The organism is Sulfurimonas limnophila (genome assembly GCF_059705345.1).
Genome location: NZ_AP046127.1, coordinates 935,953 through 951,266 on the forward strand (window position 1 = coordinate 935,953; position 15,314 = coordinate 951,266).

The window sequence follows — 15,314 nt, forward strand, 5'->3', positions numbered from 1 at the left end:
CTTTTGTATTACAGATGCCATCTATAGCTCATCTACAAACTCCCCATTCTTATCCGTCTTCTTCCAAACACCACTCTTCTCATCATATCTCTTCACTATCCTAGCAGGAACTCCAACTATTACACAATAATCAGGGAAATGACCTTTTACAACTGCATTTGCTCCGACGATACACTGCTTACCCAATATCGTGCCTGCTTGTATAACGGCTCCATATCCTATAAAGCAATTTTCACCTATATGTGTTTTTGCACTTACAAGAGGTTGTTCAAGTATATGTTTATCTATCTCATCATATTGATGATCTATATTAGTAACAAATACATTAGCAGAAAAAGTTGTATTTTCACCTATTCTCAATTCTTGTCCACCACCTGAAATGATATGCAGATTTTGCCCAATAGAAATATTATCTTTAAAGATAATAGAAGAATTTTTATCTACTACTTCTACCCTAGCTCCTGGGAAAATGCGAACTCTTTTGCCTATAAAAATTCTTTTAAAGTTCCCTATAAATACAGGTTTTCCAATATACGACGGTAAACCAAATTTTGCAAAAAATGGCTTGTATATCAAACCTCTTAAAATCCAAAATATTTTAAATATCATTTGAAATACCTCTTTATTAAATGCATTAAAGTATAAAGTCTCACTTTTAATTTATGAGCTAAACTATTTTTACTTTTTTCACCACCACTTGAAGCATTTGAACTATGTCTTCGATATAATAGTAATTGTTCATCCAGCTTATAGCTTTTAAAATACATCTCTGCTACTAAACTAATCCAATAATCATGAGCACATAATTTTGCATTCTCTGGAAATGGTAAGCTTTTTTCTAATACATTTTTTTTAAATGCCATACAAGCACCCACATATCTTGGTAATAATAAATTTCTTATAAAACCTCTACCAGTTTTATATACTTCAAAATGTGACTTATTTATTATCCCAAGGTTTTCATTCACAATGCTATTATCACTAACTACAAAATCGTATTTTTTAAGTATTTCGGTCATTTTTTGAACTTTGTTTTCTACCCAAACATCATCTTGATCTGATAAAAAAATTATATCACCACTAGCTTTTTCAAGTGCATTTTCAAAATTTCTTGTATAACCTTTTTCTTTTGTATTCTTATAAATTTTGATTCTACTATCGTTAAAAGACTTTGTAATTTCAACTGTATTATCCGTAGAACTATCATCAGAAATTATAATTTCATCATTTTCACCTATTTGAGATAATATAGAATCCAATTGCTCTTTTATATACTTTTCACCATTATATGTTGCCATACAAACTGATATTTTCATATTTCTTTTCCTTTTATATAATAATCATAAAATACTTTTATAAAACTCAATTTTTTATATTTTAAAATTAATCTAATCAATCTTCTCAAAGGAGACCATAAAACATTTGTATTTAAAGCATTTCCTATCTCTCTTGAAGCACTACAATAGTACCTAAATCTGTTATATTCTCTTGCAAAATCTTTTCCTTCATCACCTGAAATACTGTGTTTTAGATATACATTTACTAAAACAATTTTTGGATTTATTTCTTTATATTTTTCAATAAAATAAATATCACTAAAATCAAGTTTTAAATTCTCATTATATCCACCAATTTTTTCAAACATTTCTATAGGTATCATTAGCCCGCTATTTATAACTGATTTACCAAGCAAACTATAGATTTTCTCGTAAACAAAGTTTTCAAAAGATTGTGTTTTTCCTACAAAATTGCTCATAAACGCAGGAGAGTAAATTTTTGTTTTTTTCTCATCACATACTATTGGTACATAAATGTAATCATTTTTATATGTCTCATACATTTTCATATATTGTTCTATAAAATTTAACTCAAAACTACTATCTTGGTCTAAAACCAATAAAAGTTCTTTATTTAATTCTTTAGCTTTTTTATAAGCTTGATTGTACGCACGACTTACTCCACTATTATTTTCATCGTGTTCATAATAAATATTTACATTTTCAAAAATTGATACTTCTTGCGGAAGTTTTGAATTATCGTAAATGAAAATATCAATTATTTCATTTGGTACATTCTTTAAAATTGTTAAGTCTGATATTTTTTTATTGTAAATTACTATTGAGATTAATAAATTCATTTTGTCACTTTTAATTTGTAGTTTAGAGAAAAAGCTAAAAACAAACAGATCCAAATAAATAAAACATTAAAATAATTTGCAAACACACTCATTATCATGATATAAGAAACTACTGACCAAGCAATGGTATAACTTAAATCATTACTAAATATATATTTTCTATATATAAAAGAAACAAATACCCCATATAAAAATGCAAAAAAAGCCACTCCTAAATAACCAAAATCAAGATATGGATCACCTATTATAGTCGCTAATTTTCCAAAAGTATTGAATTCATCAAGATAGCTTATCCCAAATGCTTGGTCTATTTTAAATAATTGAATTAAAGATTTGAAAGTATTTATGCCATACATATAATCCTGACTCTTTAAAATCATTTCATTTAATGTATTAAAATTCATAGAAGTATATAGATTATAAGTTATATCAAACATATTGACATCCAAATCAATTGGAACATCAGAATAAGATTTCATAAAAGTGACTTCATCAACTTCAACATCAATAGCTTGAAATCTGACCGTACCAAGCACTAAAAAGAACACTGCAACAAATGGAACAAAGATTATCAATAATCTACCGATATTTAAATTATTGACTTTGACATACACTAAGAAAAAAGTCATTATGCCTAAAATCATAATTTGCCTAGAAAGTAAGTTTAATAAAATAAAAGAAGATATTGCAATAAATAGAATAAATTGGGACTTCGATATAACACTTTTTTTATAATAAAAATAAAAAATAGCTGGAAATAAAGAATTTAACATTACCAAATAGTGAAGAACTGGAACATAGCTCATTTCTGTGTAAATATTAATACCATAAAACAATGTCATCAAAAAAGGAAATCCGCCATTTAAAAACATTTCAATTAAAAAAATAATTATCCCACCAATAAATAGTAATTTTAGAAAATTATAATTTCTTTCAACAGTTACTAGATTTATTTTATCCGAAGAATATTTTTTAAACTTTACAAAAACTCCTGCTATGTAAAAAAATAAAAATAAAAATATAGACAAATTGGTTTCAAATGATAATTCTTCCTGTCTTTGCGAAATCATAAATTGGTAATAAATAATTGCAAATAAAAAAGGAATAAGTAAAGTGATTGGATTAAGTAAATTATTAAATTTTTTTACACTTAAAAAAAGTATAAAGAGTAAATATAAAAATAAAATTCCTATTAAGAAAAATTCTTTTCCAACTTTAAAGCTTAGATCAAGAAAATAAAAAAAAACACCTGAGAGAATAATTGATATAAAAAAAAATGCTTTAATTTGATTAATTTTTACTATCATTAATCACTACTTTTAATCAAATGATAAAAATATTGTATATACTTCTTTAGCTTCAATAATATAAGATTAAATTTATATTTTTTAAATGAAGAATCTTGAAGAAGTTCTGTATAAATTCTTATATCACCTTGTAACATTTTTAAAATATATTTCTTTCTTGATTGCTTTTCAATATACACATCACACAAAATCTCATTTAGATAAGCTATTTGTTTATTTTTTACAACATAAATCCAAAATTTCCAATCTTCCAAACGATTAATTTTTGTATCAAATCTAACATCAGTTTTTCTAAATAATGGAGAATGAATAACAAGAAAATTTCCTTTCAAAATCTCGTAATCAATATTTCCATCTATCTTTGGTTCTAAAGTATGAGTTGTTTGACCTAGCTCATTTTTATACTCAACTCCACAATAAACCAAAAAATATTCAGGATTAGCATCCAAAAAATTCACTAGTTTTTCTATTTTTGTAGGATATATCTCATCATCAGAATCCAAAAACTGTATATATTCACCTCGTGCCACATCTAAGCCATGATTTCGTGCAGCTGATCTTTCTTGATTTTCTTGATAAATATACTTAAATCTTTCATCTTTGTTGTATTTACTCAAAACATCTTTAGTATTATCAGTTGAGCCATCATCAATAACAATTATTTCTATATTTCCATAAGTCTGATTTATACAAGAATCAACAGACCTACAAATTGTATTTGCATTGTTGTATGTTGGGATGATTATACTTACTAATACACTATTCTCACTCACCATTCAAAGCTCCCATCAAAAACTCTAACGAGCTTTTTTTATTCTCTTCTAGAATCTTATTTACACTTGTGTAATCAATACTATTTATCTTTTTATCTTTCAAATCTTCCACACTAAAAACCATTCTATCTTCTAAACCTAGTAAAGAAAGTAACGAGGTAAATCTATCCAAACCTCTATCGTGATTTCCTATCACTACAAAATCTTTTTCAAAGATGATAGAAAAAACCATACCATGAAAAGAATCCGTCACTACTGCATCAGCATAAGCAAAAGAAGCTAACCACTGAGGGACTGAATAGGTTATTTTTGAACTATCAAATCCTTTGAGATGATGTACACTCTCAAACTCAACATTCTCTTTTACAAAGTTGATAATCCTTTCTTTTTCTTGCTCTTCATCTAAAACATAAGTGACCAATCCACCTTTTGAGATGTTTGAAATATCATATTTTGAGATAATCTCATCTATATAAAATTCTTTATTCATAAGCATTGTTGGGTCTAAAACATGTTTTGCATCGTTATAACTAAAAGTATTTTTACAAATATCTACTCCTGATAATTCTCTTGTAGATATAGCGGTGAACTCTTTTAGAAGCTTAGCTATCTCTTCGCTATCATTTTCCCCTTCCCACACATCTTTTCCAAAAGAGGCTGCATAAGCTATTTTTTTAGTTTTACTACCATCTAGAAAATCAAAAAAATAACTTTTATAATATTTGTCATTTATATATGCTTTTCTCCAAACTTGGTCACTTCCGACTATGACCGCATCAAAGTTCTCTTTGTTGGCAAAATTTTCTAAAGCTTGTTTTGTGTATAAATCTTCACTTATTTTAAATATCTCTTTTTCTATAAATGGTCTATGAAATAGCTTTCTTGTATCTCTTTCTTCATTTAGTTTTTTACTTGCTTTAAAATTTTTAAAATCTTGAAAAGGGATTTTAAGCAATATCTCTTTTACTATTTTTTTCCACCATACTTGAGTATAAGCACTTTCTTTATATATCAAAGCAACATCATGCCCCTCTTTATGCAGCAGTCTATAGAGTGCTATAGCTTGTAAAATCCCGCCATAGTTTTCGGCTATCGGGAGGGTTAGTATTCCTATTTTCATTTTGTAATTATTCCTTCTATTTTTTTTTTAAATCTAACCAATAATTTGTAAAAACTTTTCTCTACGTTTTTTTGGTGCTGATATGACAACTTCCATATGTTTTTGCAAAATTATTTTGTACTCTTCATCTTGATTTGTATTTTTAATACATCGTTTAAATATATCAATAAATTGATCTAGTTCTCTTAAGATTTGGTCAGGTTTTCTTTGATAGTTCGTGCCACCCATTGTACGTATCTCAATATGATTTATAATTCCTTTTTCTTTTCTTTTTTCAAGATTCCAAACTCTTCCCTTTTTATTTTTGAGTTTTTTTGCTTCTTCCATGTCAAGAGTGGTTAATACATCCATCACATTTAAACAATAACCATTTCTTTTTCCCCAATTATTTAGCAGTAAAGATTTATCGCATAGAAGCATAAACTTGTAAAAATCCACTTCTATGTTTGTGTCTATTGTAGAGATATGTATATGAAATCCCGTATCTTCATTAGTTTCGCCACTACTATCAACTATTTTACAAATAGTATAAATATAATGCTTCAAATCTTCATAAGAACAAATAGGTGTTGTAATTTCCTTACCTGTTCTCGCTCTAAGAGATGGCTCATTTTTATAGTTCATATTTTCATCATCATTACTATCAAGATGTAATCTTAGAGATATATCAGGTTTTAAAACACTCTCAAGAGAATCAATTATTTCATCTTCTAACATTATATTCGGATAAAATTCAAACTCACATCCAAATCTTAAATCATTGTGTAGTGTCACTAATTCTCTCCATTCATGATGGATTTATAATAAGCATCAAGATCAAAAGATTCTTGTTTTTTCCATGTTGTTATAGGTTGTTTCTTTTTAGAGTCGAGTTTATTAGTATAAAAGTATGTAAAAGCTCGTTTGTTAGTCTCAAAGCTTCTACTTTTGACCTCTATTGCTTCTCTAGTATAATAATCAGGACTACCCTCAAAAATATCGATTTTTTTCAATAAATCTTTTCGTGCTATTTTATATAGCTCTCCTTCAATATTATGCAGAGGCTTATTTTTGAGTAAATATGGATACTCCCCGCCTTTTGCTTTATACATTGCAAATTTTCTAACTGTTGTTGCTTTTGAGATGTATCTGCCTTTGTCTAGTATATGTTCATTTTCAAATCCTTTTTTCAATGAACCATATACAAAAAGATAGACTTCAAAATATTCATCTTCTTTTGAAAAAACACCTTTGTCTTGTATAGTGATTAGTCCACTGTCATGAAGTCTATGTAGGTTGATACGCACTACATCGGTAGATAGTTCTGGTAAGTTTTCACGAACATATTTAAATGTAAAATTTTCATGACAAGGAAGTGTTTTTATAAATTTTTTAATCTGTTGAGATTTTGTCATTTTTAGTCCTTTTTTTACAAATAAGTGTTACGATTTTTTAAGATTATATAGTTATTTATTTAAAATATTTAAAATACTTCTAAATACCTATATAGCGATAAAAAATCTATATAAAATAGAATTTTTCTTACAAATAAGTGTTACGATTTTTTGTATATTTTCAGTAATTTTTTTATATATCAAAACCACATCATGCCCCTCTTTATGCAGAAGTCTATAGAGTGCTACAGCTTGTAAAATCCCGCCATAGTTTTCGGCTATCGGGAGGGTTAGTATCCCTATTTTCATTTTGTCCCTTTTATTATTCTATATATTTTTGAAACAACTCTTTTTGGTAATATCAAAATCCCTTTTATTTTGTGTAGTTTTTCAATTTTTTGAGATAAGGCTTGTATTTCTGCTCTATTTTTCTCATACCCTTCAAGTGAAAGTTTTTGGATTTGGAGTCGTATTTTTGTTGTTTGTCTTAAAAAAATACCTCCAGTTCCTAGCGCAACGGCATTTTTATTGTCAACTACAGCTTGTTGAGACAATAAAACTTTTTTAGCACTTATAGGTTTGTTCACAATGCTAGAGAGCGTTTCTAAAAAATCCTTAATCTCTTTTGTGCGAGATATAACTAAAGTATGCCCTTTGTAATCTTTGGTATATTCAGGAAGCCATGCGTCCATAAGTACTATATCTGCACAATGAGCAAACACATCCGTACAACTATTACATGCCATAGGTGTAAATGCTCTACTTCCCCATAATTTACCAGGGCCGTCCTGCTGAGCCGTCCTGCTGAGCCGTCCAGCTGAGCCAACTTTGCCTTTGAACTCAAAGGCAAAGTTGCTTGCTGGCTCATTTTCTTGCTTGACTCTAAACTTTACATATTCAAGTCTATCTGTTTTGATGGCGTTTCGTGCAAGTGTATGGGTAAATTCTTTTGTTTTCATTTGTCCACAAACAAGACCAATGATGAATTTGATTCGTTTTCTTAGTTTGTGGTTTTTTTCTTGAGCTAAGCGTATGGCGTTTGCAAAACATGGTAGTGCCGTAACAGCATAGGTGCCGTCATTGCTCATGACAAAATCAAGTACCTCTGAAAGTTCTGTAGGGTAATAAATCGAACCACGAGTTTTTTGAAGTTCTTCAGAGTTTTTAAATACTGAAAATTTAAAAAGCTTGTCCACATCTTCATTTGGCTCTACACTCAAAACTGCATCAACTGCTTTTGATTCCAACAATGCATTTAGTATGGCATGACCTGCACCACCAGAAGCCGATTGGAGTCTGTCATTTAGTTCTTTTTTATGCACTTCATGAGTACTTGTATAAAACCCTAAATCATTATGAAATGAAATATTTTCTTGCTTGCCATAAAGCTCTTTTGCTAACTCTTTTTCTGTTTTATTCGTTTCTATAAAAGGACAAACATCAATACAAAGAGTGCATTTGTCTAAACATCCTTCACTCTCTTTTGGCTCATACATCCCAATAGCATTAAACTGCATATCAAGTACATTCACAGGGCAAATAGTGTCACAAACTCCACACCCGATGCACTTATCTTGATTGACGATTAGTTCTGTTATGTTTGGTCTCATCCATGTGTCCTTAATGATTTTATATGTTTTAACGTATTTAAACTTCCAAAAAGAGTTAATGCCTTTGTCTGCATGTAAAACATAGGTCTTGTTTTTGTATTTGTAAAATTAAAAAAATAAAGTGCCATGGATTGAGATATTACAGTAGCAATAGCGGCACCAACTGCTCCATATAAAGGAATTAAAAAATAGTTCAAAACGATATTGACAAAAAAACCAACCAAACCTCTGTAAAATGAAGATTTTTGCAGTCCTTCTGCTATGAAGTACCTATAAGAAATTGCACTCATAGCCATAAAGACTCCACCCCAAATATGAATAGTCAGTACAAGCGAAGATTCACTATAGCTTTCTCCAAAAATCAAGTTTATAAAAGGTGAAGCTACAAAAATAATCCCAACACCTGCAACTACACCCAAAAGTGCCATAAGATTTAAAAGATGTTGTGTTCTTTGTAGATATAAAGTATAGTTATTTTTTCTAGCATTCAGCATAGCAGGGAATAATGATGTAGCAATGATGACAGGAATAAACATCCAACCCTCACTTATTCTTACAGCAGCTGCATAAATCCCCACCGATTCATCACCTATCATACTTCCAAGCATAATTTGGTCAACTCTTGTATAAAGTACATATAGAGTCCCAGCTAGTATTAGCGGCCATGCCTCTTTAAGTAAATATTTTACTTTAATAAATGAAACTTTCCAATCTGAAATTTTATTTGATTTTTTAAGATAAATTATTATTAAACCAATAGCAAGCAAAATGCTTTCGAGCAAAACTACCCATGCAAACGCAATAAGCGGAGCTTCGAGTATGATTAAAACACCTTTGGTAATTGAACTAGCAAAAATAACCATTGCATCGATTATTGCGCTGTATTTTGCTTGAACATGTGACTCAAACCAGTATTTTATGACTTCAAAAGAGCTAAAAAAGAAAGCTGAAGAGATGATGATAACCATGAAAAATATAAGGTCGCTCTCAGGACGAACAATAGTCACACTAAACGCAGCCAATGGCAGAAGTAAAATTGTGCCGATAAAACGAAGAGTAAATGAAGTACCCATAATCTCTTGAGTGTCTTGAGGATGAGAAAGCAACTCTTTGGTTACAAGCTTGTCTAACCCCAATGATGACAACACTCCAAAAATCGCCACAAAAGAAAGAGCATAGTTAAAAATACCAAACTGTTCAGGACCCAAATATCGAGCAAGCCAAACAGTAATAAATAAACCAATAGCTATACGAAATATTTTTTCAGCAAAAAGCCATGAAGTGTTTGATAGATATTTTTTGAAACCAGAATTATTTGGCATTATATAATCTTTGAGATAATCTCATCTATTTATTTCCATACTTCCCCAAATACCACTCAACCGTCTTAACAATCCCACTATCAAAATTCTCATCAGCTTTCCAACCAAGTTCATTTTCAAGTTTTGTAGCATCTATTGCATATCTTCTATCATGTCCTGCTCTATCTTCTACGAAAGTTATTAAATCTTTGTAAGAATCGTTAGCTTGTGGTACTTTTTCATCAAGGATTGTACAGATTCTATCTACGATTTGAAGGTTTGTTCTTTCATTTCTTCCACCGATATTATAAGTATCTCCTGTTTTACCAGTATGATAAACGATATCTATCCCTTTACAGTGGTCAAGTACATAGAGCCAATCTCGGATATTTTTCCCATCACCATAGATTGGGATTGGGTTGCCTTTGAGAGCATTTCTGATAATTGTAGGTATTAGTTTTTCATCATGTTGTTTTGGTCCATAGTTATTTGAACAGTTTGTGATAACAGTATTGAGTCCATAAGTTTCATGATATGCTCTTATAATCATATCACTTGAAGCTTTTGAAGCAGAATATGGAGAGTTTGGCATATAGGGAGTAGACTCACGAAACAAATCATTTGGGTCAAGGGTGAGTGTTCCATAGACTTCATCGGTGCTTATGTGATGAAATCTTGGAAGTGAGGTTTTAACCTCGCCATTTGCCGAAGCTAAAGCATCGGTTCCGATAAATCTTTCTTTATAAACAAATGGTTTTTCCATCCAATAGTTTTTCGCTACATCGACAAGGGTATAGGTACCATTTACATTTGTTTGTACAAATACACCTGGATTTTTGATAGAGTTATCCACATGAGATTCAGCTGCAAAATGGATTACACCTTGGATATCATATTCATTGAAGATAAACTCTACTAGTTCACGATTACAGATGTCACCTTTGATGAACTTATATCTAGAGTTGTTTTTACACTCTTTTAGGTTTTCTAAATCTCCTGCGTATGTTAGCAGATCAAGATTTACTATAGTGTACTCTGGGTATTTTTCCAGGAAATATGGTACAAAATTACTCCCTATAAATCCTGCTGTTCCTGTTAAGAGTATTGTTTTGTTTTTATTGTTAAACATTTGAAGTCCTATAATAATCTAAGTATGTTTCATAAAGTTTTTGTTTGAATTCTGAACTGTTTTGTTGATAATCTTGAGATTGAATGTTGTGCTTGAATTCATCTATGAAATCTAGCACTTCTCCCAATGTAGTTTCATAAACTTTCTTTGGTTCAATATATGTTTCTTGTGAAGTTTGATTATCAATGATAGATACAAAATCATTAACTATATCTTGTACATAAACATAGTGAATCTGAATATTTCTATCAAAACAGTTTATCTCCAAATCATGGATACTGTTGTATATCCAAGTAGATATGACTGAATTGTAATTTGGTTTACAACCTTCTCCAAACACATGAGGAAGTCTATAAATAAAACATTTTGCATTTGTCTCTTTTGAGTAGTTTTCGACTAAAACTTCTGCTTCTCTTTTTGTTTTACCATATTCATTTTTAAGAAGTTTTGCATGGATAGTTGAAGCTATCAAAATAGGAATATTTTTATTGTTCTTTTTAAGAAAATCTACAATATTTTGAGTAAGTAAGGTATTTGAATTTTTAAAATCATCATTAGAGCTATTTGGTCTGACTTCCCCTGCTAAATGAACTATAAAATCACTTTGAATGATTTGTTTTTCTAAGGTCTCTAAAGAATCATTCCGATTAAACTCTAATATATTAAAATAGTTGCTATCAAGTTTTTTTAGTAAATTTTTACCTATGAACCCTTTTGAACCAGTCACTAAAATATTAAGCATAATAATCTACTCCAAATTCAAATATATCATTTGTATCTTTTAGAAGTGGTTGTTTAGTATCTTTAGGCGATAGGTTGAGTTCATCATGGTTTAGTATCCAGTTTATATTTAAAGATGGGTCGTTAAATGCTATCCCTCTATCATTTTGGGGACTATAATAATTATCTACTTTATAAGCAAAGATAGTATCATCCTCAAGTACTACAAAACCATGAGCAAACCCTCTAGGAACTAAAAGTTGCTTTTTATTTTCACTTGATAATTCAACCGATACATGGTGTCCAAAGGTAGGAGAATCTTTTCTGATATCTACCGCTACGTCTAAAACGCTACCTTGGATAACTCTTACTAGTTTAGTTTGAGCAGCGGGATGAAGTTGATAATGAAGACCTCTTAAAACGCCACGAGAAGATTTAGACTCGTTGTCTTGGCAGAAGTTAATCTTGTAGCCTAAAAACTCTTCTAGTTTATCAGCTCGAAATGTTTCTACAAAATAGCCTCTGCTATCACCATGAACTTTTGGTTCTATTATCACCACATCAGGGATTTGTGTTCTTATAAAGTTCATAAGCTATTTCATCCTTCTTGGTTGATTTGCTCTATTGATAAGGTATTGACCATATTGGTTTTTCTTTAAAGGCTCGGCAAGTTCAAGGAGTTTTTCTTTTGAGATATATCCCATCTCATAAGCTATCTCTTCTAAGCATGCTACTTTTAGTGATTGTCTGTTTTCAATAGTTTGGATAAATTGACTAGCTTCAAGGAGAGATTCATGAGTACCAGTATCAAGCCATGCGTATCCTCTTCCCATAAGTTCCACTTTGAGTCTTGATTCGTGAAGATATATTTCATTGAGAGTTGTAATTTCAAGTTCACCACGGTCTGATGGTTTTACCTGTGCAGCTTTTTTCACTACATCATTTGGATAAAAGTAGAGTCCTACAACTGCATAGTTTGATTTTGGCTCTTTTGGTTTTTCTTCGATAGATACTACAGTTCCCTCATCATCAAACTCTGCAACTCCATATCTCTCTGGGTCACTTACATAATATCCAAATACTGTTGCATTGTTCTCTTTTACATTTGCTACACTTTGTGCAACTAATTTAGTTAATCCATGACCATAGAAGATATTATCTCCCAAAACTAAACAAGCATCATCACCATCTAAAAACTCTTCACCTAATATAAAAGCTTGTGCTAATCCATCTGGGCTAGGTTGCACTACATATTCAAATCGCATACCAAGATCACTTCCATCTCCCAAAAGGTTTATAAAACTTTGCTGATCTTGTGGAGTTGTGATTATTAAAACTTCTTTTATCCCTGCAAGCATTAAAACTGAAAGAGGATAGTAAATCATCGGTTTATCATAGATTGGTACTAGTTGTTTAGATACCCCTTTTGTGATTGGATAAAGTCGTGTTCCACTTCCACCTGCTAAGATTATGCCTTTCATTTATTTTCCTCCATCTTTATAAAATTCTTTATACCACTTCACAAATCTCTCAATTCCAACTTCAAGCGATGTATCAGGCTTATATCCAAAGTCATTGATAAGGTCACTCACATCTGCATAAGTAGATACTACATCTCCATCTTGCATATCCATATAGTTTTTTTTAGCCTCTTTTCCTATGGCTTTTTCAAGCGTTTTGATAAAATCTAAAAGTTGAACTGGAGAGTTATTTCCAATGTTATAGATTCTATATGGGGCAGTAGATCTATCAGGTGGCAAATTGATGGATTGCTTCGCTTCACTCGCAATGACTGGAGTTGCAGGATTGTCAATTACCTTTACTATTCCATCTACTATATCACCTACATAAGTGAAGTCTCTAGACATATTTCCATGGTTAAATACTTTTATAGGTCTGTCATTTGTGATAGCATTTGCAAAAAGCATAGGAGCCATATCTGGTCGCCCCCACTCACCAAAGACAGTAAAAAATCTCAACGATGAAGCCAAAATTCCATATAGATGAGAGTATGTGTGAGCCATCATCTCATTACTTTTTTTAGTAGCTGCATAAAGTGATACTGGATGGTCTGTATGGTCACTTGTTTTGAACGGTTGGGATTTGTTTAGTCCATATACTGATGAGCTTGAAGCATAAGATAGGTTTTTTACACCATAATTTCTACAAGCTTCTAGAATATTCATAAAACCTACTACATTACTTTGAATATAAGCATGTGGATTTTCTATAGAGTATCTTACACCTGCTTGAGCTGCTAGGTTGCATACTGCATCAAACTTTTCAGTCTCAAAAAGGTTGTTTATAGTTTGGCTATCTTCTAGGTTTGCTTTGATGAATTTGTGGCGAGGAAATAATTTTGAATTATGAATTTTGAATGTTGAATTATCAGATTCGACTTCGTCTCTTTTTATTCCTAATTGTTCTAGCCTTGCATACTTTAGATTTACATCGTAGTAGTCATTGATATTATCTAGTCCTACTACTTCATCTCCTCTTTCAAGGAGTTTTTTGGCTAAGTGGTATCCGATGAAACCTGCTGTTCCTGTAACTAGTATTTTCATTTAGTACAATGTGCCTTTTTAAGATTTGACATATCATACATCTCTTCATACTCTTTTTTTTGTTGTTGAAGTTTATCGTACTCTTCTTTTTTAATTTCGATAAATTTATCTGTTAGAGTAATTTTTTCTTTTATACCTTCTGGAGTTAAAAGATATTTGTATTGTATTTTACTTTTTGAGTTTACAAATCTATCAACTTTAACCAAACCTTTTTCTACAAGTTTTTTAAGAACATAGTTAACCTTACCTGCACTATAACCTATCTCTTCACCTATAGTTCGTTGATTAGTTACTTTTCCTAATGTTCTTAAAACCTCTAGTTCAATCTCTTCTTGAGTCAATTTTTTAACCTTTTGTATAAATCGTGTTTAGTGATTGAATTGTATAGCGTTTAGACTTTGAATATGATTAAATAATTTTATATTATTATTTTAAAATGATAATATTTCTTATAAGACAATTGACAGAATTAAATAAAAATGCTACAATATACACAAAGACTACAAAGGATATATGATGACAATAAAAGTTGGATTTAGAGAATTAGCTAGAAATTCTAATATTTTAGATGGTTATGATTATATTGAAGTTGAAGATAAAAAAACTCATGAGTACAAAGGCTTATTTGTGTCTCCTAAGTATGCTAAGGAATTTAAAATTTTTTTAGAGGAGAAAATATCTAATGAGAATCAGAAAAAACTTGATAAAATTATGCAGTTTTCTGGTTCAATTGAGATAGACTCAAAATATAAGGAAATGAGTTCTAGTGAGTTAAGGGACGCGCGTGCCAACAAGAAATAAAATATATTTAGATACAAATGTCATCATGGATTTTGTTGATTCATCAAGACCAAAACATTTAGAAACAACTCAACTATTTAGTTTCTTGATAAAAAATAAATATGATATATTTATTAGTGAAGATATGATTAGTACTTTATTTTATATATCCAAAGATAAGAAGAAAATGTTGAAGTTTTTAGAAGTTATACTAGAGGACTGGACTGTATCTGCGTTTGGTAAAGATGTCATCAAAAATGCTATTGAACTATCTCTTGGTAGTAACTTAGATTTAGAAGATATGCTACAGTGTCTATGTGCAAAAGAAAATGGCTGCGAAGTGTTGCTAAGTAATGATGTAAAGTTTTTAAATTGTGGTGTAAAAGTAATGAGTGTTGATGCCTTTTTTAATGGCAAGTGAGTATTGTCACAGGCGGAATTAGGTTAATGTTGAATGGTGAATTTTGAATGTTGACAGTTTATGAAAATAATGTAGCGGT

At 30.4% G+C, this 15,314-nt stretch carries 19 protein-coding genes; 2 read left to right on the top strand and 17 right to left on the bottom strand.

What is annotated here, in order from left to right; genetic code table 11:
* Positions 1–21: 21 nt before the first annotated feature.
* The 17 genes from AC6H33_RS04920 to AC6H33_RS05000 all read right to left on the bottom strand — a co-directional run bounded on the left by AC6H33_RS04920 (position 22) and on the right by AC6H33_RS05000 (position 14,375).
* On the bottom strand, positions 22–609 hold the full coding sequence (locus AC6H33_RS04920; protein WP_497605843.1) for an acyltransferase: 588 nt from the start codon (positions 607–609) through the stop codon (positions 22–24).
* Positions 606–1,316, bottom strand: coding sequence for a glycosyltransferase family 2 protein (locus AC6H33_RS04925; protein ID WP_497605844.1), 711 nt, complete (start codon positions 1,314–1,316; stop codon positions 606–608). Before AC6H33_RS04925 ends, AC6H33_RS04920 begins: the two co-directional genes overlap by 4 nt.
* Entirely contained in the window at positions 1,313–2,137 is an 825-nt protein-coding gene (locus AC6H33_RS04930; RefSeq protein ID WP_497605845.1) for a glycosyltransferase, read from the bottom strand. The genes AC6H33_RS04925 and AC6H33_RS04930 overlap by 4 nt, the downstream gene beginning before the upstream one ends.
* Complete coding sequence (locus AC6H33_RS04935; RefSeq protein ID WP_497605846.1) at positions 2,134–3,444, bottom strand: O-antigen polymerase; 1,311 nt, start codon at positions 3,442–3,444, stop codon at positions 2,134–2,136. The genes AC6H33_RS04930 and AC6H33_RS04935 overlap by 4 nt, the downstream gene beginning before the upstream one ends.
* Positions 3,444–4,220, bottom strand: coding sequence for a glycosyltransferase family 2 protein (locus AC6H33_RS04940; RefSeq protein ID WP_497605847.1), 777 nt, complete (start codon positions 4,218–4,220; stop codon positions 3,444–3,446). The genes AC6H33_RS04935 and AC6H33_RS04940 overlap by 1 nt, the downstream gene beginning before the upstream one ends.
* Positions 4,210–5,337 (bottom strand): polysaccharide pyruvyl transferase family protein, encoded by a 1,128-nt coding sequence (locus tag AC6H33_RS04945; RefSeq protein ID WP_497605848.1) that lies wholly within the window; start codon positions 5,335–5,337, stop codon positions 4,210–4,212. The genes AC6H33_RS04940 and AC6H33_RS04945 overlap by 11 nt, the downstream gene beginning before the upstream one ends.
* Positions 5,338–5,370: 33 nt before the next feature.
* Positions 5,371–6,111: a hypothetical protein gene (locus AC6H33_RS04950; RefSeq protein WP_497605849.1), complete on the bottom strand. Its 741-nt coding sequence runs from the start codon at positions 6,109–6,111 to the stop codon at positions 5,371–5,373.
* Positions 6,111–6,731 carry a gamma-glutamylcyclotransferase family protein gene (locus AC6H33_RS04955; RefSeq protein WP_497605850.1) on the bottom strand — a complete coding sequence of 207 codons (621 nt, stop codon included), beginning with the start codon at positions 6,729–6,731 and terminating at the stop codon, positions 6,111–6,113. Before AC6H33_RS04955 ends, AC6H33_RS04950 begins: the two co-directional genes overlap by 1 nt.
* Positions 6,732–6,818: 87 nt before the next feature.
* Positions 6,819–7,019, bottom strand: coding sequence for a hypothetical protein (locus tag AC6H33_RS04960; protein ID WP_497605851.1), 201 nt, complete (start codon positions 7,017–7,019; stop codon positions 6,819–6,821).
* Positions 7,016–8,320, bottom strand: a complete 1,305-nt coding sequence (locus tag AC6H33_RS04965) for a Coenzyme F420 hydrogenase/dehydrogenase, beta subunit C-terminal domain (protein ID WP_497605852.1) — start codon at positions 8,318–8,320, stop codon at positions 7,016–7,018. The genes AC6H33_RS04960 and AC6H33_RS04965 overlap by 4 nt, the downstream gene beginning before the upstream one ends.
* On the bottom strand, positions 8,317–9,642 hold the full coding sequence (locus AC6H33_RS04970; RefSeq protein ID WP_497605853.1) for a flippase: 1,326 nt from the start codon (positions 9,640–9,642) through the stop codon (positions 8,317–8,319). The genes AC6H33_RS04965 and AC6H33_RS04970 overlap by 4 nt, the downstream gene beginning before the upstream one ends.
* 25 nt (positions 9,643–9,667) lie before the next feature.
* Positions 9,668–10,750: a dTDP-glucose 4,6-dehydratase gene (gene rfbB / locus AC6H33_RS04975; protein ID WP_497605854.1), complete on the bottom strand. Its 1,083-nt coding sequence runs from the start codon at positions 10,748–10,750 to the stop codon at positions 9,668–9,670.
* A complete protein-coding gene (locus tag AC6H33_RS04980) occupies positions 10,743–11,492 on the bottom strand; it encodes an NAD-dependent epimerase/dehydratase family protein (protein WP_497605855.1) in 750 nt (249 codons plus the stop codon). Before AC6H33_RS04980 ends, rfbB begins: the two co-directional genes overlap by 8 nt.
* Positions 11,485–12,060, bottom strand: a complete 576-nt coding sequence (gene rfbC / locus AC6H33_RS04985) for a dTDP-4-dehydrorhamnose 3,5-epimerase (protein ID WP_497605856.1) — start codon at positions 12,058–12,060, stop codon at positions 11,485–11,487. Before rfbC ends, AC6H33_RS04980 begins: the two co-directional genes overlap by 8 nt.
* A gap of 3 nt (positions 12,061–12,063) precedes the next feature.
* The gene (rfbA, locus tag AC6H33_RS04990; RefSeq protein ID WP_497605857.1) at positions 12,064–12,951 is read right to left on the bottom strand and encodes a glucose-1-phosphate thymidylyltransferase RfbA; all 888 of its coding nucleotides are present in this window, start codon (positions 12,949–12,951) and stop codon (positions 12,064–12,066) included.
* Positions 12,952–14,034, bottom strand: coding sequence for an NAD-dependent epimerase (locus tag AC6H33_RS04995; RefSeq protein WP_497605858.1), 1,083 nt, complete (start codon positions 14,032–14,034; stop codon positions 12,952–12,954). It lies immediately after the preceding gene.
* Positions 14,031–14,375 carry a MarR family EPS-associated transcriptional regulator gene (locus AC6H33_RS05000; RefSeq protein ID WP_497605859.1) on the bottom strand — a complete coding sequence of 115 codons (345 nt, stop codon included), beginning with the start codon at positions 14,373–14,375 and terminating at the stop codon, positions 14,031–14,033. The genes AC6H33_RS04995 and AC6H33_RS05000 overlap by 4 nt, the downstream gene beginning before the upstream one ends.
* A gap of 175 nt (positions 14,376–14,550) precedes the next feature.
* Between AC6H33_RS05000 and AC6H33_RS05005 the strand changes: the two genes are divergently transcribed.
* Together AC6H33_RS05005 and AC6H33_RS05010 are read left to right on the top strand one after the other, a co-directional pair.
* Complete coding sequence (locus tag AC6H33_RS05005; protein WP_497605860.1) at positions 14,551–14,835, top strand: hypothetical protein; 285 nt, start codon at positions 14,551–14,553, stop codon at positions 14,833–14,835.
* Positions 14,819–15,235 carry a type II toxin-antitoxin system VapC family toxin gene (locus AC6H33_RS05010; protein ID WP_497605861.1) on the top strand — a complete coding sequence of 139 codons (417 nt, stop codon included), beginning with the start codon at positions 14,819–14,821 and terminating at the stop codon, positions 15,233–15,235. Before AC6H33_RS05005 ends, AC6H33_RS05010 begins: the two co-directional genes overlap by 17 nt.
* The last annotated feature ends 79 nt before the right edge of the window (positions 15,236–15,314 follow it).